The following is a 23304-nucleotide window of genomic DNA, read 5'->3' on the forward strand; positions in this document are numbered from 1 at the left end:
GCGGGGGCGCCCCCCCCCCCCCCCCCCCCCCCGCCCCCCCCCCCCGCGCGCGCGCCCCCCCCCCCGGGGGGCGGGGCCCCCCCCCGGGGGGCCGCCCCCCCAGGCCGCGCGGGCCCGGCGGTCGACGTAGCCCTTGGCGCTCTGGCTCAGCATGCCGGGCAGCCGCAGTCGCGGGTCGGTGACGTGGTGGAACACCTGGGTGCAGTCTATGGAGACGTTCTCCTTGTCGAGCAGGCCGCTGAGCAGTGAGGTGGCCTCCTCGGTGCTCAACTCGCCCAGTGACAGGGGGACCTGGCGTTCGAACTGGTCGCGGCTGTGGAAGAGGTCGCCGAACTCGTGCCGGGTGATGACCACGGCCGCGGTGTTCTGGAAGCAGGGGTGGGCCAGCAGTTCGTCGACCTCGGTGGTGTTGCGCGTGGCCTCGTAGCCGAGCCGCCCGCAGTCGACGACGAGCAGCAGGGTGCGGCCCCGCGCGTGGTCCCGCAGACGCTCGACGACGAGGTCGCGGCGCGCGTCCGAGGTGAGGTCGGTGTCGGCGGGCAGGTCCTGGAGACCGATGTCGAGGGCGCCGGCGAGCGCTTCCAGGAGGGGCGACTCGGCGCTGGCGTTGAGGACTCTCAACTGCAGCAGCAGCCAGGGGCGTTCCAGCGGAGCGGACTGCCGCAGCTCGGGGGCGGCGAGCAGGTGCCGGACGAAGGCCGACTTGCCGGCGTGGTGCGGTCCGTGGACCGGCAGCACTCTGCGCTGCCCGAACCGGCCCCGGGCGGCGGTGAGCTCGTCGGTGTGGCCGGTGAACAGGGGCTCGGCCACCGGCCAGGCGGGAAACCCGGAGGGCAGCGGAAGCGGCACGGGTGCCGCCGGGAGTGCCTCGGTGGGCCGTGTGGGGGCGTACTGGAACGGCGTGCTCGGGGGCGGCCGGTACTCGCGATTGCACAGCCAGGGTTCCTGAGCCCAGGCCGGTGGCGCTGCGTGCTGGGGCAGCGGCAGCACGGTGCCGGGGTCCAGCGCGGCGGTGTCCTGGACGATGCCCAGCACCTTCTCGTAGACCGTGACCGGGGAGAGGCTCCGCTGCGGGCCGGGCACCCCGTCGAAGGTCTGGAGCAGTGCTCCGGTGAAGAACGTGGTGTCCCGGTCGACGGCGTACTTGGAGGTGTCCTCCTGAGCGCTGGAGGCCATGACGTACCAGCCGGCCTCCTCGCCGAGCGTCGAACCCTCGCTCGGCAGTTCCTTGATCCCGCCACCGGCGAAGCAGGTGTCGAGGACGAGGAGCTTGCGCTTGAGGTGCGGGTTCTCGCTCTCCACCCGGGCGACGATCTCGGAGACCGGGACCATCGTGTCGGCGACCCGCGCGGAGTCCCCGTCGTGCGGGGTCAGATAGAGCTTCGACTCGTAGCCGTCCCAGTGCGAGTGCCCCGTGAAGTAGAGGACGAGGAAGCCGGCCGTCCCCCGGCGGGTCGTCGCGTAGGCGGCCCGTTCCACCGCGTCCAGCAGGGCCGCGCGCGAAGGGTTGAACACCTCTGTGATGTTGTGGCTCGACACACCCCACAGAGTGCCGTTCTGGAACGAGGAGCTGAGGCGCTCCACGTTCGTGCGCGCGGCCGGCACGGCGGCCAGATCGCTGTGGGGGTACGAGTCGACGCCGATCAGCAGGACCTCGGCGGTGAGCGGGTTGGACCGCTCCTGATCGGTCGCGGGCAGAGCGGTCACTGCAGTTCCTTCAGCGTCGCCGCCGCGTCCTTAGGCTCTCCCTTCACGATCAACTGGGTGCGCCGGGTGCCGTCGGGGAGATCGGTGCGGATCAGCTCGCACTCGACCTGCCTGCCGCGGGCGGGCCAGAACCGCTGCTTCACGTAGGCGGACACCTCCTGGACGAGAACGGGCAGTGCCACGTTCTCGCCCAGGAACTGCAGGACGTCGGTCGCGCCGAGGGCGCCCTGAGGCGCGGGGGAGACGGTGCGCACGACACGGATCCCCTGCGGTGCCAGTTGCTGCTTCAGCGTGCGCTCCAGAAGACCGAGCTCGTCCCCCTGGCCGCCCTTGATCGACACGACAACTTCCACTCGGACCTCCGTGTGTCCTGATGTACTGCAGGCAACACGAAATAATTTAGCGTCAGTTGACCGGGGCAATGCCGGTGTCGGACCACCTGTTCACGATTGGGGCAGCGCGCCGTCCGCCGCGTCCGCCTGGGCCGGGACCCTGGCCGCGCCCGTCGTGCCGGGGCCGTCGTCGTCCGTGTTGATGCGTTCGATGATCGCGTCGCGTTCGGGGGTGTCCTCCGGTTTCACGTAGCCGATGACGATGTAGAGGACGAGGGAGACGGCGAGCGGGATCGAGACCTGGTACTCGAGGGGGACGCCGCCCTCGACGCTCCAGTTGATGGGGTAGTTGACCAGCCAGAAGGCGAGCAGGCCGAGGCTCCAGCTGGTGAGGGCGGCGGTCGGGCCGGAGCGGCGGAAGGTGCGGAGCAGGCCGAGCATCATCGGGATCGCGATGGGGCCCATCAGTCCGGCGACCCACTTGATGACGACGGTGATGATGTCCTTGAACGTGGGGGAGTTGACCTGCGTGGCGACGGCCATGGACAGGCCGAGGAAGACGACGGTCGTGACGCGCGCGGCGATCAGGCCCTTGTGGGAGTTCCAGGCGCGGGCCTTCGCGGACAGCGCGGGGGCCACGTCGCGGGTGAAGACGGCGGCGATGGCGTTGGCGTCGGAGGAGCACATGGCCATGGTGTGCGAGAAGAAGCCGACGATGACCAGGCCGAGCAGGCCGTGCGGCAGCAGCTGTTCGGTCATGAGGGCGTAGGAGTCGGAGCCGTCCGGCTTCTGGGACTCGACCAGGAGCGGTGACATCCACATGGGGAAGAAGAGGATCACCGGCCAGACCAGCCAGAGCACGGCGGACAGGCGCGCGGAGCGGGCGGCTTCCCTGGGCGAGGCCGTGGCCATGTAGCGCTGGGCCTGGTTCAGCATGCCGCCGTTGTACTCGAAGAGCTTGATGAAGAGGAACGCGAGCAGGAACACGGCGCCGTACTGGCCGACCAGCGGCTTGCCGTGCCCGGCGAGCTCCGGCTCGTCCCAGACACCGAAGAAGCCGCCGTGCGGGCCCAGTTTGGCGACCACGGCGATGAACATGGCGACACCGGCGAGCAGTTGGATGACGAACTGGCCGAGCTCGGTCAGCGCGTCGGCCCACAGACCGCCGATCGTGCAGTACACGGCGGTGATGACGCCGGTGATGAGGATGCCCTGGTTGAGGGAGACGCCGGTGAAGACGGAGAGCAGGGTGGCGATGGCCGCCCACTTCGCGCCGACGTCGACGATCTTCAGGAGCATGCCGGACCAGGCGAGCGCCTGCTGGGTGGGCAGGTTGTAGCGGTTCTTCAGGTACTCGAGGGGCGAGGCGACGTGCAGGCGCGAGCGCAGCCGGTTGATGCGCGGCGCGAACAGGCGGGAGCCGATGGCGATGCCGAGCGCGATGGGGAAGGACCAGGTGACGAAGGACGTCACGCCGTACGTGTACGCGATACCGGCGTAGCCGGTGAACATGACGGCGCTGTAGCCGGACATGTGGTGCGAGATGCCGGACAGCCACCAGGGCATCTTTCCGCCGGCCGTGAAGAAGTCCGAGACGTCGTCCACGCGTTTGTGGGACCAGACGCCGATCGCGACCATCACGCCGAAGTAGCCGATGAGCACGGCCCAGTCGAGACTGTTCATGTCTCCCCTCCAGGGGTCCGCCTTGTGAACGTGTCGAACGTGTCGGCTCTTCGTCAGTGCGTCCGTGGTGCGGCCGTTCCAGCGGTGTCCCCCTTGCGGGAGTGGGGACGTGGGGGATTGAACCGCCCGGGGGAGGGGGCGGTCAAGGCTTTCGGCGGTCATGGATGTGAACGTCGATCAGTAAAGCGAACGATTTTGCGTTTTCGTGACCTCGCGAGGCGTTGTCCCGTCCGTGACGCGGGCCACACCATGAGCGGGCACTTCGTCAGTGCGCCGCGCACGGGAACGAGTGGCCGTACGCGGGAGCGAGTGAGCCGTGTGCGGGAACGCGAACGACCGCACGGGATGCGGGTCCCGTGCGGTCGCGGAGGATCTGAAGGCGAGGCGGTCGTCAGCGCATGAGTTCGCCCGCGTTCACCAGGAGCTGCTGGCCGGTGATGGCGCGGGACCGGTCGGACGCGAGGAACGCCGCCGCGTCCGCCACGTCGCCGTCCGTGGCGAGTTCCGGCAGCGCCATCCGCTCGGTGAGCCGGCCGAGCACCTCCTCCTCCGGCACGCCCTCGGTCTGCGCCGTGAACTGGACGAAGGCCTGCACCGGCGGTCCCCACATCCAGCCCGGCAGCACCGTGTTCACCCGGATCCGGTGCGGGCCCAGCTCCCGGGCCAGCGAGTACATCGCGCTCGTCAGCGCACCCTTGGACGCCGCGTAGGCCGCCTGCCGCACCTGGGTCGGGGCGGCCACCGAGGACTGCGTGCCGATGATGACGACCGCGCCGCCGTTCTCCTTCAGCGCGGGCAGGCAGGCCCGGGTCATGCGCAGGGTGCCGATCAGGTTCACGTCGACGACCTGGCGCCAGGTGTCGAAGTCGGCGTCCTCCAGGCCGCCGAAGTGACTGTCCCAGGCGGCGACATGAACCACCGCGTCCACCCCGCCGAACCGCTCGCGCGCCAGCGCCACCAGCGCCTCGCACTGCGCCTCGTCGCCGATGTCCGTCGACCGGTACGCGGTCCTGGCGCCCTCGGGGTCGAGCTCGGCCGCCGCCTTGGCGAGATTCGCCTCCGTGCGGGCGCCGAGCACCGCGTTGCCGCCGTCGCGCAGCACCGCCGCCGCGACCTGGTGGCCGAGCCCGGCCCCGACCCCGGACACGATCACGGTCTTTCCCGCGAGCATTCCGCCCGGTCCGCTGGATCCCGTCGTCATCGGTTGCCTCCCGACTCTGGCGCTATATCTGACGGGGCGTCAGAGTAGGGGCGTCGGACGCAGGACGGAACCCTCACGGCAAAGGGGAACGGCATGAGCGAGGGCGTGGACACCCGCAGCGAGACCTATGCGGAACTGGCGGCCGTCGGCCCGTACGGGGTGCGCCCGGGGCACGCCCTGATCACCATGGTCGAGCCGCACCCGGGGCACGAGTACGCGTACAACCGCTGGTACGAGGACGACCACTACTACGCCGGCGCGATGGCCATGCCCTGGATGTACTCCGGCCGCCGCTGGGTCGCCACCCGCGACCTCCAGCAGCTGCGCTACCCGGAGAAGTCGGCCGTCGCCGAGCCGGTCACCGCGGGCTGCTACATCTCCACGTACTGGATCACCGAGGGCCGCTACGACGACCACATGAAGTGGACCGTCGGCATCAACAAGCGGCTCAACCGCGACGGCCGCGTCTACCAGGACCGCACCCACGTCTTCACCGCGTTCCAGGACCACGAGGCGACCGTCTACCGCGACGGCGCCGCGGGCCCCCGCGACTTCCACGCCCTCGACCACCCCTACGCGGGCCTCGTCGTGGAGGTCATCGACGTCGAGAGCCCCGAGCGGCGTGCCGAACTCGTCGAGTGGCTCCGCTCCCGGCACCTGCCGCGGGCCGTCGCCGGGTCACCGGCCGCGATGGTCACGCTCTTCCGGCCCACCCCGCTGCCGGGCGACCGCATGTCCTACGTGAAGCAGGTCGAGGGCGTCGACACCCGGCTGACCCTGCTCTGGTTCCTGGAGAAGGACCCGCGTGAGTGCTGGGAGGAGCACTTCGCGGGGCTCGGCGAGGAGGTGGCGCGGGCGGGGCTCGGGGCGCGGGTCGAGCTCATGGCGCCGTTCGTACCGACGGTGCCGGGGACGGACCGGTACGTGGACCAGCTGCGCTGACGCCGCGAGCCGCGAGCCGCGAGCCGCGAGCCGCGGGGCGCGGGGGGTACGAGGTCCGGGGAACGGCAAAGCCCCCTCGGCCAGGACGGCGGGCCAGTCGAGAGGGCTTCAACGGTGGTGCGTATTGCGGGTCGTGCCGTTGCATCTCCGGGTCAGAACGACCCCGTGCTCACCTGGTGCACGAACGCGTTCCAGGTCTCGGGCGCGAAACCGATCATCGGGCCTTCGGTGACCTTCGAGTCCCGGACCGCGATCGCGTGCACCACGGGCGACTTGACCTCGACACACGCGCCGTTCCCCGTGGAATACGAGGACTTGATCCAGGATTCCGCGGCGCCCTGCTGGATTGCCATGTTTTGCTCCGGTTCAGACGGTTCAGACAGTGGTCGAATTGCATCCCCGCCTGGAGGTCCAGAGCGGTTCTCGCCAAGGATGTTGTCCTGATGGCGTGATCGACGCTACTCGCCAACTGACCCGCATGAAGTGGCCGTTCACCCGACCGGATGGCATATTCCATGAGGGCCTTCCATTTCTCCGAGGCGAAGGTGTACCGTGCGGCGCCTTTGCCCCGGAGTCTTGGAAGAACCGGCTATCGCGCGTACTCCTTCGCGATGTCGGAGATGAACTGTCGCGATTGATCCACATTCAGCGCCTGCGCCCGGAGATGCTCGTACATGACGCTGTATTTCTGCACGTCATTGGCCTTCTCCAGATAAAGATCACTGGTGACGCCCTCGATGTAGACGACGCTGGAATCCGCCGCGTCAGGGAACTCCAGAATCGCGTACTGGCCGTTCAGACCCGGGTGCGCCCCCATGTCGAAGGGAATCACCTGAACGGTGACGTGCGGCAGCTGCGACTGCTCGACCAGGTGCTCCAACTGCTCGCGCATGACGTTCTTGCCGCCCACGGTGCGGCGCAGCGCGGCCTCGTCGAGGACCGTCCACAGGCGCAGCGGGTTCTCCGGGGCCTGGATGCGCTCCTGGCGGCGCATGCGCACCTGGACGCGCTTCTCGATGTCCTGGGAAACCGTTTCTGGAAGCGCGCCGTTGATGAGCGCCTCCGCGTAACCACGGGTCTGGAGCAGGCCCGGCACGACCTGCGGGTCGTAGATCCGCAGGCTCGCCGCGTCCGTCTCCAGGCCGATGTAGACCGAGTACGGGATGTCGCCGAAGGAGTGCCACCAGCCCTGCTGGCGCGAGTCCTTGGCCATCTGCATCAGCGAGTCCACGATCCGGTGGTCCTCGACCTCGTAGACCCCGCACAGGTCGCGGACATCGCGCTGGCTGATGCTGCGCCGCCCGTTCTCCAGGCGGCTGATCTTCGACTGCGACACCAGCAGGCGCTCGGCGACCTCTTCGGCGGTCATGCCCTTGAGCTCGCGGAGCCGGCGCAGCTCCTGGCCCAGTCGGCGTCGCCTTACGGTGGGATTGACGTTGGACGCCACGGGACGTGCACCTCCGGCTGCGTGCATTTCGTTGTTCCGCATACTTTGCGTATCTGCTGCTCAGCAGATTGCCACTTCGGTCCGTCCCGGCGCTGGGGAATGACGGATATGCGGTGGACACGCGTGCGGGACGCGGTGCGAACGCGAACGCGCGGGGTGAGGGCCGGGTCGTCGTCCGGACGGCCGGTCCCTCACCCCGCGCGGTACAGCGGCTCCCGAACCGGTCCTGGGGACTGAGGTGCGGCGCTGGTGCGGGTTCGTGCGTCGGTGCGGCGGTGCCTGTGGTGCGGGCCGCCGTCTAGTGGGCCACGGCGCGCGCCATGGATCCGTGGCGCGGCTGCATCGGAACACCCCTGGCCGGCTCCGGTGCGCCCCGGCCCGCCGCGGTGGCGGGCGAACGGCGTGGCTGCGCGGCCACCCCGTTCTGGACGTCCATCACGGCGTGCGCCACGAGACCGCCCATGGGGTCGTGCCTGATCAGGTCCCGCAGCCGGGAGCGGGACGATCGTCCCTCGTTGCCCGGGTACAGGTGCTTGCCGAGACCGACCGCGTGGGCCAGTGCGGCGAGCGCCGCGGTCCGTGGGTCCGGCGGTACGCCGGTACGGATCGCCGAGTCCAGCCGGGTCCTGATCTCCCGGCTGATGGCCGTGTCCGTCGCCTGGTAGCGAGTCGTCGGCAGCACTCCGCACATCTGGCCCGCCACGGCATGCACCATGCCGCACCGCTCCAGATGCGAGAGATACGTCTGGCGCAGCCCGAGGCGGGGCCCGCCGATCCAGTGGACGGCCCGTACGGGAGCGCCGCGCCTTCGCAGCAGCTCCAACGCGCAGTCCAGTGTCGGATCTCCAGTCGGCCGTGGCACCACCACGGCGATACGATCCCCGTCTGGGGCTATCCGTCCGGCCAGCGCCAGCTCTACTAGCTGTGCACCGGCCAGACCGAGGTCGAGCGACTGCGGCTGCGCTGTGGTACCCGTGGCCGGGTCCAGAGCGAGCAGCAGAAGCTCCTCCGGAATTGTTCTGCGGCTCCTGCCCATCCATGCCTCCCCGCGTGGATGAATGACAGGGTGACCCCTCTCACATTGGTCTGTCGAGAGTGCGTGGGGGGTTTGGACGGGAACCGGTAGGTATGTCGTTCTCGTCTACCCAGGGGGTCAAGCCCCCAGCACAGGACACTGGTACATGGTTCGGACAGGGCTGGACTGTCCGGCGCTAAGTGGTGAGCGGTCGAGGAGGCATCGGTGGCGGGGACCCCCGACAGGTCGGAGCAGCAGACGCCGGGCGAGGACCCGCGGCTCGCGGTGGCGCGTTCGCGGGAGAAGCCCGTGGCGCCGGCGGGCGTGGATCAGGCGACGGCGGTGTTCTCCGTCCGGGACGTGACCGAGGGCTCCGCCGGTTCCGCGGAGACGGAGTCGGCGGAGCCGGACTCGGCCTCCGACTCGGCCCCGGCGGAACCCGGGACGGAAGAGGCGGGTGACGCGCGGCTGCGGGCAGCCGTGGCCGCCTGGGTCTCCTCCGACACGCCTCCGGTCCCGTCGGCCCGGGAGGAACCGTCCGAGGCGGCCTCGGAGGACGCGACCGAGGACGCGACCGAGGGCGCGGCTGAGGGCGCGGCTGAGGACACGGCTGAGGGTGCCTCCGAAGGCGCCTCCGAGGACGCGCCCGCCGACGCTCCTGAGGACGCGGAGGCCGTGAAGGCGGACGCCGAGGGCGATGAGGAGCCCGAGCCGGCCGATGCCGAGCCCGCGGACGCGAAGGTGGACGCCGGGGCCGATGACGAGGCCGGGCCGGCGGAGGACGCCGCCCGCGCCCCGGAGCCGGAGGCCGATTCGACCGACGACGCGGACGAGGAGCCCGAGCCGGCCGACGCGGAGCCCGCGGACGCGAAGGTGGACGCCGAGGCCGAGGAGAAGGCCGAGCCGGCCGACGCCGAGCCCGAGTCGAAGCCTGACGCCAAGGCCGACGACAAGCCTGCCGAGCCCAAGGCCGAGGCCGAGGACAAGTCCGCCGCGCCCAAGCCTGACGCCAAGGCCGAGGACAAGCCTGCCGAGCCGGAGGCCAAGACCGACGACAAGCCTGCCCTCGATCAGGCCACCGCCGTGTTCAAGGCCGTCGCCCCGCCGAAGGGCGAGGCCGAGGCCGAGACCCAGGACAAGCCTGCCGCGCCGAAGTCTGACGGCAAGGCCGACGCCGAGCCGAAGGCCAAGGCCGGGGACAAGCCCGCCGAGCCCGAGGCCGAGGCCGAGCCCGAGGCCGGGGACAAGTCCGCCGCGCCGAAGCCGGATGACAAGGCCAAGGCGGCCGACGACAAGCCTGCCGTCGATCAGGCCACCGCCGTGTTCAAGGCCGTCGCTCCGCCGAAGGTGGACCAGCCGACGACCATGCTGAAGTCGCCGGCCGCCAAGGCCCCCGCGGCGAAGCCCCAGCCGGCCCCCGAGCCCGCATCCGAGCGCACCAGCAAGTTCGTACCGCTCAAGCGGGACGCCCCCGAGCCCGCGCCCGCCCCCGCGCTGGACACCCCCGAGCGCACGACCCAGCAGCCGCTTCCCCCGAAGCCCCCGCTGGACCTGCTCGCCGAGCTGACGAACACGCCGCCGCCCCCGGAGACCCGCGTCCGCACCGCCGTGCGCCGCGTCAAGATCTGGACCCCGCTGGTCATCCTGCTGATCGTCGCGTTTGCGATCGTGCAGGTCGTCCGCCCCCTCCCGGCCCCGACCCTGGCGCTCACCGCCCAGGAGACGGTGACGTTCGAGGGCGGCAAGCCCAGCGTGCCGTGGCCCAGCCAGGGCCAGGCCGCGATGGACGTCAACGGCATCGGCACGTTCGGCACCTCCGGCGACCAGAAGCCCGTACCGATCGCCAGCATCGCCAAGGTCATGACGGTCTACCTGATCCTGCGCGACCACCCGATCAAGTCGGCCGAGGACAGCCCGAAGATCCCCGTCGACGCCGCCGCGCAGAAGCACTACGAGACCGGCAAGGCGGAGAACGAGTCGGTGGTCAAGGTCACCGAGGGCCAGAAGATCTCCGAGTACGAGGCGCTGCAGGCGGTCATGCTGCCGTCCGCCAACAACATCGCGAAGCTGCTCGCCCGCTGGGACACCGGCAGCTCCTCCGAGGACGCGTTCGTCGAGAAGATGAACAAGACCGCGAAGGAGCTGGGGATGAAGAACACCCACTACACGGACCCCAGCGGCCTGGACAAGACGACCGTCTCGACCGCCGAGGACCTGGTGAAGCTGGGCCGCGCCGCGATGGAGAACGCGACGTTCCGTGAGATCGCCCGCCAGCCCAGCTACATGGACCTCAACGGCGACAAGCAGAACAACTTCTTCGGCCTGGTCCCGACCGTCGCGATCGGCATCAAGACCGGTACGACCACCGCGGCCGGCGGCAACATCCTGTTCGCCGCGGAGAAGGAGGTCGACGGCAAGCGCCAGGTGATCATCGGCGCCGCCCTCGGCCAGTTCGGCAAGCCCGGCGTGGCCAACATCGACGAGGTCACCGGCGTGGTCCGCGGCCTCATCGAGTCCGGCCAGGAGGCGCTGACCGCCAAGAAGATCGTCAAGAAGGGCGACGTGGTCGGCCAGGTCGACGACGGCCTCGGCGGCACGACCCCGGTCGTCGCGACGAAGGACGTCTCCGCGGTCGGCTGGTCCGGACTGACGGTCAAGCTGCGGCTCGACGCGGAGAAGGGCAAGGAGATCCCGCACGCGGCGAAGGCCGGCACGGTGGTCGGCGTGCTCAGCGTCGGCGACGGCAAGAACGACGCCGTCGAGGTCCCGGTCGCCCTCCAGAGCGACCTGACCGAGCCGGGCTTCGGCGCGAAGATCAAGCGCGTCTCCTAGGCGCGCGGGTGCCTCCCGGCCCGGGAGGCGGGAACGGCACCGGAAGGCCGGGCGCGCGCGTCGCGCCCGCCCTTCTCGGCGCCCGCGCGCAGGCCGCGTGCTAGCGTCGCGAGACCGGGGCGCGGACGTTCCCTCGGCCGGTGGGATCGGTGACGACGACGGAACGTACGGGAGTGTCAGCAGTGGCCACAGCGGAGCCGACGCGCACCGACGACGACCCCGGCACGGACGCGGGCCGCGTCCGAATAGGGCCTCCCGGACCACCGGACACCGGCTCCGCCGTACGCGTCTGGCTGCGCCGGGCCGAGCGGCACCCGGTGCTGGTCGCCACGGCGGCCGCCGCCGCGCTCCACCTCCTGTGGTTCTTCACGTTCGCGAACAGTGGCGGCGACCTCGCCGCGCAGGACGCCTGGGCCGAGTTCGTCGGCCGGCACCCCGACTCCGCGTACAACCTCGCCTGGTACGGCGGCATGCACCCGGTGTCGTACAGCGTGGTGTCCCCGTACCTGATGTCCGTGCTCGGTGTGCGGACGACGATGATGATCGCCGGGACGCTCTCGGCGGCGCTGCTGACGATGGTCCTCATCCGGACGCGGGTCGTCGCGCGCCCGCTGTGGCCCGCGCTCGCCGGTGTCTTCGCGCTGCTGTGCAACGCGGCGTCGGGCCGCGTCACGTTCGGGCTCGGCATGACGTTCGGCCTCGCCGCGGTCGCCGCCGTGTTCTGCTGGCCGTACCGCTGGCGCTACCGGCGCTGGGCGAAGGCCGCCGTCGCCGCGCCGCTCGCCGGGATCGCGACGGCCTGCTCGCCGGTCGCCGGACTGTTCGTGGGTCTGGTCGCGGTGGCCCTGTTCCTGCAGAAGCGGCGTCCCGGCGCGTACGCGCTCGGGCTCGCGCCGGCCGCCGTGGTCGGGCTCTCGGCCTGGCTGTTCCCGTTCTCGGGCACCCAGCCGATGTCGTTCGGCTCGGCGCTGCTGCCGCTCGTGTACGGCGTCCTCTGCTTCCTGCTGGTGCCCAAGGAGTGGGTGACGGTCCGGATCACCTCCGCCGTCTACAGCCTCTCCGTGCTGCTCGTCTGGCTGATCAGCTCGCAGATCGGGTCGAACATCACCCGGCTGCCGATGCTGTTCGCGGGGGTCGCGCTGCTCGCCGCGCTGCCGTTCACCGTGCCGCGCTCGCGCAAGTGGTACGTCATCGTCGTCACGTTCGTGGGCATGAACGTGTGGGTCGGCTTCAAATCCGTCGACGACGTCGTCCACACCACCCCGGCCGCCTCCTGGGCACGCGAACTGGCCCCGCTCGTCAACGAGCTGCAGGAGGTCAAGGCCGAGCGAGGCCGCGTCGAGGTCGTCCCGGCCCGCTCGCACCGCGAGGCCTCCGCGCTCGCCCCGTACGTGAACCTGGCGCGCGGCTGGACCCGGCAGGCCGACATGAAGCGCAACCCGCTCTTCTACGACGACACCCTGAACGCGGCGAACTACCACGACTGGCTCCAGCGCTGGGCCGTGCACTACGTGGTGCTGCCCAAGGGCGAGCCCGACGGGGACGGCGGCGAGCGGGAGCGGGAGCTGGTGCAGCGCGGTCTGCCGTATCTGCGCCAGGTGTGGGGCGACGCGAACTGGCAGCTGTTCGCCGTCACCGACCCCACTCCGATGGCGGAGCCGAACGCGGTGGTCGACGCCGCCGAGCAGAGCGAGCTGACCATCGAGGTCACCGAGCCGGGCCGCATCCTCATCCGCGTCCTGTACTCGCCGTGGCTTTCGGTCGTCGACGAGGACGGCAACAGCCTGGGCAGGCCGCAGGAGACGGAGGCGTCGAAGCGGGCCCGCGAGCGGGACGACAGCCTGCCGAAGAAGTACACGAACGCGCACGGCTGCCTCATGGAGGCCGAGGAGGACGCCTCCGGCGACCGCTGGACCGAACTCCTCGCCCCCCGCGCCGGCACCTACCGCCTCGCGGCTCCGGTCAAGATCCCCCGCGGCACCCCGTGCCCGGAGGAACTCCAGTAGTCACTTCTCGCGCGCACGGCGTGTGGCGGGCGTCACATTCGGTGGGCTGTCACATCCGTGCGGTGCGGCGGGTCGAGGGGGTGAGGTTCCCGCAGCGGGGGCCCGAACCGAGGAGTGCCTGATGTCCGTCGCCCATGTCGTCGTCACCGTGTTCGCCGCCGTCCTGGTCGGCTTCTCCGCCGTGTCCGTCTTCGCCCGCGCCCCCTGGGTGGTCAAGCCGATCGCCGACTACGGGATCCCGGCCGGCTGGATGCCGTGGCTGGGCACCGCCAAGGCCGCCGGCGCGCTGGGCCTCCTCGCCGGGCTCGCCGTGCCGGTGCTCGGCACGGCCGCCGCGATCGGGCTGATCCTGTACTTCACCGGGGCCGTGATCGCGGTGGCGCGGGCCCGCTGGTTCTCGCACCTGGCGTTCCCGCTCGTGTACGCGGCCCCGGTGGTCGCGGCACTGGTCCTCGCCCAGGCCGCCTAGGCGGGGCCCTGGTGGCTCCGGGCCCGCGTGTCCTGGATGCGGACGTGGACGTGCATGTCGTGCCAGCCGTCGGTGTGCAGCGCGGAGCTGCGCCGGGTGCCCTCCAGCGCGTAGCCGGCCTTCTCGGCGACCCGGCAGGACGGCTCGTTGCGGGTGGAGTGCTCGAGGTCGATGCGGTGGAAGCCGGCCGCCAGGGCCCAGTCCGTCAGTGTGGTCAGGGTCTTGGGGGCGGCTCCCTGGCCGCGGGCATCGGGCAGCATCCAGTAGCCGATCTCCGCGACGCCCTCCACGAGGTCCATCGCGCGCAGCGCCATCCGGCCGAGCGGGGCGCCGTCGGAGGCCCGCGCGACGATCCACTGCGCGGCGGTCTCCTCCCGCCAGCCGCGCAGGACGTCCTCGATCCATTCGAGCGCCTCGTCGCGGGAGTCCATCGTGCGGGCGTGCCAGAACTGGAGCGCGGGGTCCTGGAACGCGGCGTGGACGGCGTCCGCGTCGGAGGGCGCGGCGGGGCGGAGCAGGAGGGTGCCGTCGGCGGTGGGCAGGGTCGGCTGCGGGACGGAGGAGAAGGTGCCGGGCTTGATCGTGTTCACGAGAGCTGAGGGCATGCCCGCATGATGGCGACTCCGCCGCCCGACCGCACCCGAGATTCGCCACCCACCTGCTCTGACCTGGGCTGATCGTGCGTGTTGCAGCATGTGCACGCCTGTTGCGCCAGGATTGCTACGGTCGGCCGGACCGGACGGAGCGCTACGAAGGAAGGGGCCGTCCATGCACCCGCCCATGCACCCGCACCCGCCGGAAGTGCTCTGCGTCGGCGAGACGATGGCGCAGGTGACACCCGTCGACGGTGGCGGCCTCGAACGCGGCACCACGGCCCGCCTCGCGGTCGCGGGCGCCGAGTCCACCGTCGCCCAGTACCTCGCCGACCTCGGCCACGGGACCGCCTGGCTGAGCCGGGTCGGCGACGACCCCTTCGGGCGGCGGATCCGCGCGGCCGTCGCGGCGCGCGGCGTCGACGTCACCGGAGTGCGCACCGACCCCTCGGCCCCGACCGGCGTCTACTTCAAGGACCCCGGCCCGGACGGCGCCACCCGCGTCCACTACTACCGCGCGGGCTCGGCCGCCTCCCGGATGACGGCCGCCGACGCCCGCGCCGTCGACCTCACCGGCGTACGGCTCCTGCACCTGACCGGCATCACCCCGGCCCTGTCCGAGAGCTGCGCCGCGCTCGTGGCGGCGCTCATGGACCGGGCGCGGGCGGCCGGTACCCGCATCTCCTTCGACGTCAACCACCGCCCCGCGCTGTGGAGTTCACCCGGCGCCGCCGCGACGGAGCTGCTCGCGCTCGCCCGGCGGGCCGACGTCGTCCTGGTCGGCCGCGACGAGGCGGAGACCCTGTGGGGCACGCCCACCGCGCGGGACATCCACGAGCACCTCGCCCCGCGCGGCATCCTCGTCGTCAAGGACGGCGCGGTCGGCGCGACGGAACTCGCGGGCGAGGCATGTGAGTTCGTGGCCGCGCCGGTCGTGGAGGTCGTCGAGGCCGTCGGCGCGGGGGACGCGTTCGCCGCGGGCTATCTGAGCGGCCTCCTCCGCGACCTGCCCGCACCCGCCCGTCTCGCCCTCGGCCACCGCCTGGCCGCCCGTACGCTGAGCAGCGTCGAGGACTACGTACCGGCCACCGGTGCGCGGGCCGCCGGCGCGGAAGGAACGTGACACCGTGTCGCAGACGGTCTCCCGGGCCATCGACATCCTGGAGTTCGTCGCCCGCGAACCCCGCACCCAGTCGCAGGTCGGCGCGCACCTCGGCGTGCACCGCTCGACCGCGCTGCGCCTCCTGGAGTCCCTGACCGACGGAGGGCTCGCGCGCCGCCTGCCCGACGGCCGGTACGGGATCGGGCTGCGGCTCGCGGGCCTCGCGCGGCTGGCCGAGGAGCAGTTCGGGCTGACCGACGTGGCCCGCGAGCACCTGCGCGGCCTCGGCGCCCGCACCGGCCACACCGTGCACCTCGCCGCCCTGGAGGACGACCGGATCGTCTACGCGGACAAGATCGACCCCGTCGACGGCATCCGCCTCTACGCCGAGATCGGCCGCCCCGTGACCCTGCACACCGCGGGCGTCGCGAAGGCGATCCTCGCGCACCTGCCGCCGGAGCGGACCGCCGCGATCCTCGCCGCGTCCTGCGACTTCGCCCCGCACACCGCGACGACGATCACCGACCCGGCCGCGTACCGCGCGGTGCTCGACGCGACGCGGGCCCGCGGCTGGGCCGTCGACGACGGCGAGTACGAGGACTACGTCAACTGTCTCGCCGCACCCCTGCGGGACAGCGGCGGCGCGGTCGTCGGCGCCGTCTCCGTCACGGCGCTCAAGGCGCGCGCCGACCTGCCCGCACTGGAGGCCGGCGTCCTGCCGGACCTGCTGTCCACCGCCGCGACGATCTCCGAGGAGCTGGGATGGCGCCCCTGAACCCCGCACCCGTACCTGGGCCCGTGACTTTCGAGGAACTCTTCGCCGGGGTGCCGGTGATGGCGATCCTGCGGGGGATGCCCGCCGGCCGCACCGTCGAACTCGCCGTCCGCGCCTGGGATCTGGGCATCGAGTGCGTCGAGGTGCCGGTGCAGGACGAGGCGGCGGGGCGGGTGCTCGCCGAGGTCGTCGCGGCAGGCGCCGAGCGCGGCAAGCCGGTCGGCGCGGGCACGGTCACCTCGGCGGAGCGGCTGGCGCGGGCGGTCGCGGCGGGCGCCGCGTTCACGGTCGCGCCGGGACTCGACGCTCGGGTCGCGCGGGCCAGCGTGGAGGCCGGCCTTCCGCATCTGCCCGGGGTCGCCACCCCCACCGACGTCCAGGCCGCGCTGGCCCTCGGCCTCGACTGGCTGAAGGCGTTCCCGGCGAGTGTGCTCGGGACCGGCTGGTTCCGCGCGATGCGGGGCCCGTTCCCCGAGGTGCCGTTCGTGGCGACGGGCGGCGTCGACGCGGAGAACGCGGCCGCGTACCTGGCCGCCGGGGCGCGGGTCGTCGCCGTCGGCTCCGCGCTGGAGGACCCGGAGCAACTGCCCCGGCTCGCCGCGCTGCTGAGTCGCGGACCCCAGCCGAACTGAGTACGAGCGCGCTGTTCCGGCCCGGCCGCGCCCGCGATCCTGAGGTCATGAGCAGATCCTCTTCCTCCGCCGACCGCCGCCCGGCGCTCGTGTCCCTCGTCGTGGCCGGCTGCGCGGCGGCCGCGTGGGCCGTCTGGCTGGGCTGGGACCAGACGCGCGACGTGCACCCCGACGGCTCGGTGACGGGCCCGTACGAGGCCTGGCAGGTCGTCGGCCTGGTCCTGACCCTGTTCGTCCCGGTCTGCTGGGCCACCCTGCGCGGGCACTCCAGGGCCGCGGGCCTCGGCACGACCGCGGGCCTGGCGGTCGCCGCCGGCTACGACTGGTCGGACGACGCGAGCGGGCTGTTCATGGTCGGCGTGACGATGCTGGTCCTGGGGTCGCTGGCCGGTACGGCGCTGATCACCGGGATCGTCAACGCGGTGCACGGCGCCGCACGCGGCTGGGGCCGGCGCGCGGCGCACTGAGTCCATCGGGGCCGGGCCCGCAGAGGGGTGGCCGGGCCTGCTGAAGGACGGCTGGGCCCGCTGAAGGACGGCCGGGCGCGGAGACCGCGCGCCCGGCCGCCGTCACTCACCGGCGCTCGCGCACCACCATCGCCGAGCCGCCGCCCCGCCGCTCCGGCTCCGCGACCGCCGTCACCGATCCGTGCGGGCCGAACTCCAGCGCCGCGACCGCCCCGATCTCGGGAGACGGCGTGAACGTCTCCGGGGCGAGCACGAAGCGGTGACCCAGGGCCTCCAGGGCCGGGGCCTCGGGCGAGTCGAGGAACGCCGGCTCGGCCTCCGTCGTGGCACGGTTGCGCTGCGAGATGCGGGGCGCGGCGACCGCCTCGGGCAGGGACATCCCGAGGTCGATGCGGTTGACCAGGGTCTGCAGCACGGTCGTGATGATGGTGGCGCCGCCCGGCGAGCCCACCGCGAGCAGCGGCTCACCGTCGCGCAGGACGATCGTCGGGGACATGCTGCTGCGCGGCCGCTTGCCGGGGCCGGGCAGGTTCGGGTCCGGGACGCCCGGGGCGAGCGGCGCGAAGTCGAAGTCGGAGAGCTCGTTGTTGAGCAGGAACCCGCGCCCCGGCACCGTGATCGCGGATCCGCCGGTCTGCTCGATGGTCAGGGTGTACGAGACGACGTTGCCCCAGCGGTCGGACGCCACGAGGTGCGTGGTCGACGGGCCCTCGTGCGGTTCCTGGACGCCGGTGCCGCGGACACAGCCCTGGCCGGAGCCGTGCGGGGCGCGCGGGTCACCGGGGGCGAGCGGGCTGGTCAGCGCCCGGTCGGGGCGGATCAGGCAGGCCCGGTCCTTGGCGAACTCCTTGGACAGCAGCCCGGCCGTCGGCACGTCGGAGAACGCCGGGTCGCCCACCCACCGGTTGCGGTCCGCGAACGAGATCCGGCTCGCCTCCAGGTAGTGGTGCAGCGCCTGGGTCCGGCCACCGGCGGACAGGTCGTAGTTCTCGAGGATGTTCAGGGCCTCACCGACCGTGGTGCCGCCGGACGACGAGGGCGCCATGGAGTACACGTCGGAGCCGCGGTACGTGGTGTGGGTCGGGGTGCGCGGGATCGCGCGGTAGCCCGCGAGGTCCGGGAGCTCCATGGACCCGGGGCGCACGTGGCGCGTCGACCCCTCGGCGACCGGCGGGTGCTGCACCGTACGCACCACGTCCCGTCCGATGGACCCGCCGTTCATGGCGCCGGCGCCCTCGTGGGCGAGCTGCCGGTAGGTGCGTGCCAGATCCGGGTTCCGGAAGCGTGAGCCGACGACGGGCAATTCGCCGCCCGGCAGGAAGAGTTCGGCCGTCGAGCTGAAGTCACGGAACCGCTTCTCGTTCATCGCGGTCTGCGCGCGGAACTCGTCGTTGACGACGAACCCCCGCTCCGCGATCCGGGTCGCGGGCCGCAGCGCCTGCTTCAGGGGGACGGTGCCCCAGTCGTCCAGCGCCTTCTGCCAGGTCGCCGGGGTGCCCGGAACGCCCACGGACAGACCGGAGTTGACGACCTCGTCGAAGGGGAGCGGCTTGCCGGTCGCCGGGTCCAGGAAGGCGTCCGGCCGCATCCGCGCCGGCCCCGTCTCCCGCCCGTCGATCGTCTTCACGGTCCGGCTCGCGGCGTCGTAGTACACGAAGTAGCCGCCGCCCCCGATGCCCGCCGAGTACGGCTCGACGACCCCGAGCGCGGCGGCGGTGGCGACCGCCGCGTCGACGGCGTTGCCGCCCTTGCGGAGCACGTCGAGACCGGCCTGAGAGGCGTACGGGTTGACGCTGGACACCGCGCCGCCGCTGCCGGTGGCGACGGCCTGCTTGGCGGGCGGGCTCGCTTCGGGCCGGCCGGTGCCGGCACTCGCGGGGGGACCGCTCAGGACGGGAAGCAGGAGCGCGGCCGCGCAGGCGGCGGCGCCCGCGCTGTGACGGACAGCCATCATCAGTGAAGCCTCCGAAGATCAACGGCGAGGGAACCGCCGCCGACCCTGACAGCGTCCGGCCAGGTCAGCAACGAGGCGCGAGAAGATTTGCGTGAGATCTGAGGTTCCTGACGAGTAGGGTCACCGGACCCGACTCGACCCGACCCGGCCTGAATCGGCCCGTCCCGGCTCGACTCCGCCCGGGTCAGTCGCGCAGCTGTGCCGGCGCCTGCTGTGCGGGCAGGGCCGGTTCCCCGTAGGAGGTCAGCGGCGTGCCCTCCGGATAGCGGGCGCAGGAGGAGTACGCGGCGACCTGGAGCCGGTCGCGCGGATACGACTGGATCTGGATCTGGTCCTCGTCCCCGCCGCCGGGCGGCCGCAGCCGCATGAAGGGCCGGGTGCCGTCGTGGTCGTACTCGACGACCTCCCAGCCCCGGGGTTCCAGCCGCTTCTCGACGCGCCGGAGCCCCGCGGCGGCGTCCGCCGGCGACACCCCGGTGAGCGCCCATTCGCTGTGCACCGTGACCACGCCGTCGGCGCTGGGAGGGGAGTCGGCGAGCTGGTCGGAGAAGTGCCGCAGCCCGCGCGGACGACAGCTGCTGCCGTACGCCTCCACGGCCCGGCCGGGCCACGCGCGGTCGAGCCCGGCGTCCGGCAGGGCGAGCGCGTCGTAGACGTCCTGCGTCCGTTCGTCGATCCGGCTCGCCGTCACGGCGGGATCGGCGACGGGGTACGGCTCCCCGTTCCACACCGTGTCCACGGCCTGCGTCAGCCACATCCACCGGACGACGAGCCAGGCGACGCCGAGCGGCACGACGACCCAGACGAAGGCTCTGCCGCGGCTCACGCCCCCAACACCTGCATGACGACGAAGAGGACCACCAGAACCCCGAAGCCCACCGCGGCGGCGCGGGTGCCGCCCTTGGGCAGGAAGATCGCGAGGATGGTGCCGAGGGTGACGAGCGGTACGACGCCCTGCGCGAGGACGAGGAGCGTGTCGCCGCCCCGGACGTCACCCACGCCGTCCTGGCAGGTGGAGCAGGAAATGGCGAGCAGCGGCCCGAGAACCCCGATCACGAGCCCGGCGAACATCACCATCACGGCGAGCACGCAGAACCAGACCCAGTCCCCGAAGCCCCGCCGCGCGTTCGTTCCGTTCGTGCCGCGAGTCATGCCGTGAGGCTACGAACCGATGGCCCGGCCGGGCATCCGTGCGGGTACTCAGATCCCCGATGACGGTCTGAGTCTCCCGCACAGGCATCGCTACTCGGAATGCCGCGGCGGACTGTCGTAGCCCGTGGTTACGCTGCGGGCATGAACGCGATGTGGGATGCCCTGGCCGCGACGCCCCTTCCGGAGGTGCGGCGGCGGGCGGCCGTGATGGACGAGCTCGCCGAGGTCGCGCCGGTGGCGGTCGCCGGTGCGCAGCGGCTGGCCTGGAACGACGGGGGCGGGCAGTCCGCGGTCTGGTACTTCACGGAGGACGGCCGCGCGCTGCTGCTGACCTTCGACCACGAGACCGAGCTGAACCTGTACGCCGAGGAGGACTACGCCCTTCAGGAGTCGCTCTACGAGGGCGTCCCCGAGGACCTTGTCGCCCTGGTCCGCGACCGGCCCGAGAACTACGAGTCGCTGAACCTGACGGACGCCGCGACCGGGCGGAGCATTCACTACGCGGGCGGCGTCTTCTGGTTCGACGGCACGCGCTGGTATGTGGCCGACGGGCTGGCGAAGCACTGCCAGGGCGAGGGCCTGGACCTCTTGGCCGAGTCCGGCTTCGACTACTGCCTGGACGACTACCTCTTCGGCCAGGACTTCACCCCGGAGGCCGTCCTGGCGCACCGGGACGAGGACGGGCAGTACGAGGACGAGAAGGAGAAGGAAGCGGATCTGGTCGAGCTGCGGGAGGTCTTCGGCCGGCACGGTTAGCCGGTCGGGTTGGCCATGCGCCGATCCGCGACGGCCGGCCGCACCGTCGCGGATCGAGGGGGACAGGGAGCGGTCGTTCTAGCGGCGGGTCAGGACCTCCGCGATGCGGGAGAAGCCGTCCGCGCCGTGGCCCAGTGCCACGGTGCGGCGGGCCAGACCCTCGGCGGCGCGCATCACGCCCGTGTCGATGCCGTGGGCCTCGGCGGCGTGCACGACGTGGGCCATCGTCGACACCGCGGAGGTGAGCGGGTTGCCCTCGCCCGAGTAGCCGCCGTCCTCGATGTCCTCGGCCGTCTCCTGGAAGAGCGCCGGCAGGATCGCGCCGATGCCCTGGGCGAACGGGGCGAGTTCGCGCGGCGAGACGCCCTCCGCCCGCGCCAGGGCCAGCGCGTGCATGTACCCGGTCATCGAGGTCCAGAAGACGTCGAGCAGCGCGATGTCGTAGGTCGCGGCGCGGCCGATGTCCTCGCCGAGGTGGGTGTGGGTGCCGCCCAGGGCGTCGAGCACGTCCCGGTTCTCGCGGTGGAGAGCCTCGTCGCCGCTGAGGAGCAGGACCGCGTGCGGTGTGCCGATCGTCGGCGTCGGGGTCATGACGGCGCCGTCGAGATAGCGGATGCCGTGTTCACCGGCCCAGCGCCCGGTGTCCCTGGCCCGGTCCGGGGTGTCGGCGGTCAGGTTCACCAGGGTGCGGCCCTTGAGCGCGGCGGTGACGGCGTCCTGGCGCAGCACCGCGTCCGTGGCGTCGTAGTTCACGAGGCTCACCACGGTCAGCGGACTCGCCGCGACCGCCTCCGCGGCGCTCGCCGCACCGATCGCCCCGCGCTCGACGAGTTCGCGGTCACGGCCCGGGGTGCGGTTCCACACGGTGGTGCGCACCCCGGCGTCAACGAACGCGCCGGCCAGCGCGCGGCCCATCGGACCCAGCCCGATCACCGTGACGGCGGCCGAGGAGCGCCCGGGCGTGGACTCGGGGGAAGAAGACATGACGGAACTCCCTTGTACGTAGGGTGAGAAGAGGCAAAGCGGCAACGGTGAGCAGGGCAGGGCGGAACAACTGGCGGGGAGGAGCGCGGAGATGACACGCGTCCGGATCGACGATCCCGGAGTCTGCGGGGTGGCCGTGGCGGTCGCCGCCATCGACGGCAAGTGGAAGACGCTGCTGCTGTGGCTGCTCGAGGGCGGCCCGCGCCGGCCGGGCGAGCTGCGCCGGGAGATCCCGCGGATCAGCGAGAAGGTGCTGACGCAGACCCTGCGCGAGATGGAGTCGGACGGGCTCGTCCACCGCGAGGTGTACGACGTGGTGCCCCCGAAGACCGTCTACTCGCTCACCGAGTCCGGCCTCGAACTCTCCAGGGCACTGGCGGCCCTGTCCGACTGGGGCCACCGCCGCCTGGACCGGCTCACCGCCGACCACCCGGCGCCCTGACCCCGGCTCTCCTCCTCCCCGCCGGCGTTTCCCCCGGTGTTTCCGCCCTCGTTCCCGGCCGGGATCAGGCTCTCCCGGCGAGGCGGGAGGCGACAAGTACCCACAAAAAGGTGGGTGCCGATTCCTATCGATTTGCGCAACCATCGGCCCCGGGGCAACCGTCTAAGAGAGTGACCCCTCGCCGTCGGGGTCGGTCACTTCGAGTGATGGAGGCGTACATGCCATGTTCCGCTCCTCATCTCCCTCGTCCCGCCTTCCGTCCCGCCTCCCCGCCCGCGTCACGGCCGTCACGCTGACCGCAGTCCTCGCCGGACTGGGAGCGGCAGGAACCGCGTCGAGCAGTCCGAAAGCCGTGGCCCCGGCCTCGGGCAGCCTGCGGACCTGCGCACTGGGGGACCTCTACCTCTCCATGGGACGCAAGGAAGGCGCGGCGGGCTCGCTCTACTGGACCATCCGGTTCACGAACACCAGCACCACCAGCTGCACCCTGCGCGGCTACCCGGGCGTCAGCGCCCTCGACACCGCCCACCGCCAGATCGGCCCGGCCGCCCACCGCACCGGCGAGCACGCCTCCACCGTCAGGCTGGCCCCCGCCCACTCCGCCTCCGCGGTGATCCGCACCACGAACGGCCCCCTCGGCGGCCCCTGCCTGCGCACCGGCAGCTACCTGCGCGTCTACCCGCCGGGCTCGTACCACGCGGACCTCGTCCCGGCCCGCTGGACCACCTGCTCGCACCTCTTCGACGTCAGCCCGATCAAGACCTAGAGGCTTGGCCCCGCGCATGCCGTCGTGGCCCGGTGACGCGCTCCGGG

At 72.1% G+C, this 23304-nt stretch carries 22 protein-coding genes; 11 read left to right on the plus strand and 11 right to left on the minus strand.

Features of this window, described 5'->3' with window-relative positions:
* Window positions 1-1703: 1703 nt before the first annotated feature.
* The 3 genes from ACFW9D_RS11705 to ACFW9D_RS11715 all read right to left on the minus strand — a co-directional run bounded on the left by ACFW9D_RS11705 (window position 1704) and on the right by ACFW9D_RS11715 (window position 4893).
* Window positions 1704-2060, minus strand: a complete 357-nt coding sequence (locus tag ACFW9D_RS11705) for a hypothetical protein (RefSeq protein ID WP_384620583.1) — start codon at window positions 2058-2060, stop codon at window positions 1704-1706.
* 90 nt (window positions 2061-2150) lie between these two features.
* Window positions 2151-3722, minus strand: a complete 1572-nt coding sequence (locus ACFW9D_RS11710) for a sodium:solute symporter family protein (protein WP_384620586.1) — start codon at window positions 3720-3722, stop codon at window positions 2151-2153.
* A gap of 391 nt (window positions 3723-4113) precedes the next feature.
* Complete coding sequence (locus ACFW9D_RS11715; RefSeq protein WP_188341494.1) at window positions 4114-4893, minus strand: SDR family oxidoreductase; 780 nt, start codon at window positions 4891-4893, stop codon at window positions 4114-4116.
* A 123-nt stretch (window positions 4894-5016) separates the two neighbouring features.
* Here ACFW9D_RS11715 and ACFW9D_RS11720 point away from each other — a divergent pair, with 123 nt between their 5' ends.
* Window positions 5017-5865, plus strand: a complete 849-nt coding sequence (locus tag ACFW9D_RS11720; RefSeq protein ID WP_384620588.1) for a hypothetical protein — start codon at window positions 5017-5019, stop codon at window positions 5863-5865.
* Window positions 5866-6017: 152 nt separating this feature from the next.
* Here the strand turns inward: ACFW9D_RS11720 and ACFW9D_RS11725 are convergent, their stop codons facing one another.
* From ACFW9D_RS11725 to ACFW9D_RS11735, 3 genes are all read right to left on the minus strand, one after another.
* Window positions 6018-6218 carry a DUF397 domain-containing protein gene (locus tag ACFW9D_RS11725; RefSeq protein ID WP_188338362.1) on the minus strand — a complete coding sequence of 67 codons (201 nt, stop codon included), beginning with the start codon at window positions 6216-6218 and terminating at the stop codon, window positions 6018-6020.
* A gap of 236 nt (window positions 6219-6454) precedes the next feature.
* Complete coding sequence (locus tag ACFW9D_RS11730; protein ID WP_188338363.1) at window positions 6455-7312, minus strand: helix-turn-helix transcriptional regulator; 858 nt, start codon at window positions 7310-7312, stop codon at window positions 6455-6457.
* A 298-nt stretch (window positions 7313-7610) separates the two neighbouring features.
* On the minus strand, window positions 7611-8348 hold the full coding sequence (locus tag ACFW9D_RS11735; RefSeq protein ID WP_188338364.1) for a GPP34 family phosphoprotein: 738 nt from the start codon (window positions 8346-8348) through the stop codon (window positions 7611-7613).
* 204 nt (window positions 8349-8552) lie between these two features.
* Here ACFW9D_RS11735 and ACFW9D_RS11740 point away from each other — a divergent pair, with 204 nt between their 5' ends.
* The 3 genes from ACFW9D_RS11740 to ACFW9D_RS11750 all read left to right on the plus strand — a co-directional run bounded on the left by ACFW9D_RS11740 (window position 8553) and on the right by ACFW9D_RS11750 (window position 13634).
* A complete protein-coding gene (locus ACFW9D_RS11740) occupies window positions 8553-11159 on the plus strand; it encodes a D-alanyl-D-alanine carboxypeptidase (protein WP_384620594.1) in 2607 nt (868 codons plus the stop codon).
* Window positions 11160-11341: 182 nt separating this feature from the next.
* On the plus strand, window positions 11342-13165 hold the full coding sequence (locus ACFW9D_RS11745; RefSeq protein ID WP_384620597.1) for an MFS transporter: 1824 nt from the start codon (window positions 11342-11344) through the stop codon (window positions 13163-13165).
* 121 nt (window positions 13166-13286) lie between these two features.
* Entirely contained in the window at window positions 13287-13634 is a 348-nt protein-coding gene (locus ACFW9D_RS11750) for a DoxX family protein (RefSeq protein WP_384620600.1), read from the plus strand.
* On the opposite strand, the gene ACFW9D_RS11755 is transcribed toward ACFW9D_RS11750, so the two are convergent.
* The gene (locus tag ACFW9D_RS11755) at window positions 13631-14239 is read right to left on the minus strand and encodes a GNAT family N-acetyltransferase (RefSeq protein WP_384620602.1); all 609 of its coding nucleotides are present in this window, start codon (window positions 14237-14239) and stop codon (window positions 13631-13633) included. The two genes, ACFW9D_RS11750 and ACFW9D_RS11755, sit on opposite strands and share 4 nt — an antisense overlap.
* A gap of 163 nt (window positions 14240-14402) precedes the next feature.
* Between ACFW9D_RS11755 and ACFW9D_RS11760 the strand changes: the two genes are divergently transcribed.
* The 4 genes from ACFW9D_RS11760 to ACFW9D_RS11775 are packed head-to-tail and all read left to right on the plus strand — an operon-like array spanning window position 14403 to window position 17203.
* Window positions 14403-15350: a sugar kinase gene (locus tag ACFW9D_RS11760; RefSeq protein ID WP_384620605.1), complete on the plus strand. Its 948-nt coding sequence runs from the start codon at window positions 14403-14405 to the stop codon at window positions 15348-15350.
* A gap of 4 nt (window positions 15351-15354) precedes the next feature.
* Entirely contained in the window at window positions 15355-16104 is a 750-nt protein-coding gene (locus tag ACFW9D_RS11765) for an IclR family transcriptional regulator (protein WP_384620608.1), read from the plus strand.
* A gap of 23 nt (window positions 16105-16127) precedes the next feature.
* The gene (locus ACFW9D_RS11770) at window positions 16128-16736 is read left to right on the plus strand and encodes a bifunctional 4-hydroxy-2-oxoglutarate aldolase/2-dehydro-3-deoxy-phosphogluconate aldolase (protein WP_384620611.1); all 609 of its coding nucleotides are present in this window, start codon (window positions 16128-16130) and stop codon (window positions 16734-16736) included.
* A gap of 47 nt (window positions 16737-16783) precedes the next feature.
* Window positions 16784-17203, plus strand: a complete 420-nt coding sequence (locus tag ACFW9D_RS11775; protein WP_384620614.1) for a hypothetical protein — start codon at window positions 16784-16786, stop codon at window positions 17201-17203.
* A 106-nt stretch (window positions 17204-17309) separates the two neighbouring features.
* Here ACFW9D_RS11775 and ggt read toward each other — a convergent pair whose 3' ends face one another.
* The 3 genes from ggt to ACFW9D_RS11790 all read right to left on the minus strand — a co-directional run bounded on the left by ggt (window position 17310) and on the right by ACFW9D_RS11790 (window position 20309).
* Window positions 17310-19154, minus strand: coding sequence for a gamma-glutamyltransferase (gene ggt, locus ACFW9D_RS11780; protein ID WP_188341497.1), 1845 nt, complete (start codon window positions 19152-19154; stop codon window positions 17310-17312).
* A gap of 187 nt (window positions 19155-19341) precedes the next feature.
* Entirely contained in the window at window positions 19342-19983 is a 642-nt protein-coding gene (locus ACFW9D_RS11785; protein WP_384620617.1) for a hypothetical protein, read from the minus strand.
* A complete protein-coding gene (locus ACFW9D_RS11790) occupies window positions 19980-20309 on the minus strand; it encodes a hypothetical protein (protein WP_384620620.1) in 330 nt (109 codons plus the stop codon). The genes ACFW9D_RS11785 and ACFW9D_RS11790 overlap by 4 nt, the downstream gene beginning before the upstream one ends.
* 141 nt (window positions 20310-20450) lie before the next feature.
* Here ACFW9D_RS11790 and ACFW9D_RS11795 point away from each other — a divergent pair, with 141 nt between their 5' ends.
* Window positions 20451-21065 carry a hypothetical protein gene (locus ACFW9D_RS11795; protein WP_384620623.1) on the plus strand — a complete coding sequence of 205 codons (615 nt, stop codon included), beginning with the start codon at window positions 20451-20453 and terminating at the stop codon, window positions 21063-21065.
* A gap of 78 nt (window positions 21066-21143) precedes the next feature.
* Here ACFW9D_RS11795 and ACFW9D_RS11800 read toward each other — a convergent pair whose 3' ends face one another.
* The gene (locus ACFW9D_RS11800; RefSeq protein WP_384620626.1) at window positions 21144-22049 is read right to left on the minus strand and encodes an NAD(P)-dependent oxidoreductase; all 906 of its coding nucleotides are present in this window, start codon (window positions 22047-22049) and stop codon (window positions 21144-21146) included.
* 91 nt (window positions 22050-22140) lie between these two features.
* On the opposite strand from ACFW9D_RS11800, the gene ACFW9D_RS11805 reads away from it, so the two are divergent.
* The gene (locus ACFW9D_RS11805; protein ID WP_384620629.1) at window positions 22141-22491 is read left to right on the plus strand and encodes a winged helix-turn-helix transcriptional regulator; all 351 of its coding nucleotides are present in this window, start codon (window positions 22141-22143) and stop codon (window positions 22489-22491) included.
* Between the two features lie 223 nt (window positions 22492-22714).
* Window positions 22715-23257 (plus strand): DUF4232 domain-containing protein, encoded by a 543-nt coding sequence (locus ACFW9D_RS11810; RefSeq protein ID WP_384620632.1) that lies wholly within the window; start codon window positions 22715-22717, stop codon window positions 23255-23257.
* Window positions 23258-23304: the final 47 nt, after the last annotated feature.

The organism is Streptomyces sp. NPDC059524 (genome assembly GCF_042749255.1).
GTDB classification, from domain to species: domain Bacteria; phylum Actinomycetota; class Actinomycetes; order Streptomycetales; family Streptomycetaceae; genus Streptomyces; species Streptomyces xanthii.

Excerpts from the sequence above, each read along its gene's own strand:
- ACFW9D_RS11760 (WP_384620605.1), top strand. The coding sequence starts at position 14,403 with ATGCACCCGCCCATGCACCCGCACCCGCCGGAAGTGCTCTGCGTCGGC.
- ACFW9D_RS11805 (WP_384620629.1), top strand. The coding sequence starts at position 22,141 with ATGACACGCGTCCGGATCGACGATCCCGGAGTCTGCGGGGTGGCCGTG.
- ACFW9D_RS11795 (WP_384620623.1), top strand. The coding sequence starts at position 20,451 with ATGAACGCGATGTGGGATGCCCTGGCCGCGACGCCCCTTCCGGAGGTG.
- ACFW9D_RS11790 (WP_384620620.1), bottom strand. The coding sequence starts at position 20,309 with ATGACTCGCGGCACGAACGGAACGAACGCGCGGCGGGGCTTCGGGGAC.
- ACFW9D_RS11755 (WP_384620602.1), bottom strand. The coding sequence starts at position 14,239 with ATGCCCTCAGCTCTCGTGAACACGATCAAGCCCGGCACCTTCTCCTCC.
- ACFW9D_RS11800 (WP_384620626.1), bottom strand. The coding sequence starts at position 22,049 with ATGTCTTCTTCCCCCGAGTCCACGCCCGGGCGCTCCTCGGCCGCCGTC.
- ggt (WP_188341497.1), bottom strand. The coding sequence starts at position 19,154 with ATGGCTGTCCGTCACAGCGCGGGCGCCGCCGCCTGCGCGGCCGCGCTC.
- ACFW9D_RS11810 (WP_384620632.1), top strand. The coding sequence starts at position 22,715 with ATGTTCCGCTCCTCATCTCCCTCGTCCCGCCTTCCGTCCCGCCTCCCC.
- ACFW9D_RS11725 (WP_188338362.1), bottom strand. The coding sequence starts at position 6,218 with ATGGCAATCCAGCAGGGCGCCGCGGAATCCTGGATCAAGTCCTCGTAT.
- ACFW9D_RS11750 (WP_384620600.1), top strand. The coding sequence starts at position 13,287 with ATGTCCGTCGCCCATGTCGTCGTCACCGTGTTCGCCGCCGTCCTGGTC.
- ACFW9D_RS11775 (WP_384620614.1), top strand. The coding sequence starts at position 16,784 with ATGAGCAGATCCTCTTCCTCCGCCGACCGCCGCCCGGCGCTCGTGTCC.
- ACFW9D_RS11715 (WP_188341494.1), bottom strand. The coding sequence starts at position 4,893 with ATGCTCGCGGGAAAGACCGTGATCGTGTCCGGGGTCGGGGCCGGGCTC.
- ACFW9D_RS11720 (WP_384620588.1), top strand. The coding sequence starts at position 5,017 with ATGAGCGAGGGCGTGGACACCCGCAGCGAGACCTATGCGGAACTGGCG.
- ACFW9D_RS11735 (WP_188338364.1), bottom strand. The coding sequence starts at position 8,348 with ATGGGCAGGAGCCGCAGAACAATTCCGGAGGAGCTTCTGCTGCTCGCT.
- ACFW9D_RS11710 (WP_384620586.1), bottom strand. The coding sequence starts at position 3,722 with ATGAACAGTCTCGACTGGGCCGTGCTCATCGGCTACTTCGGCGTGATG.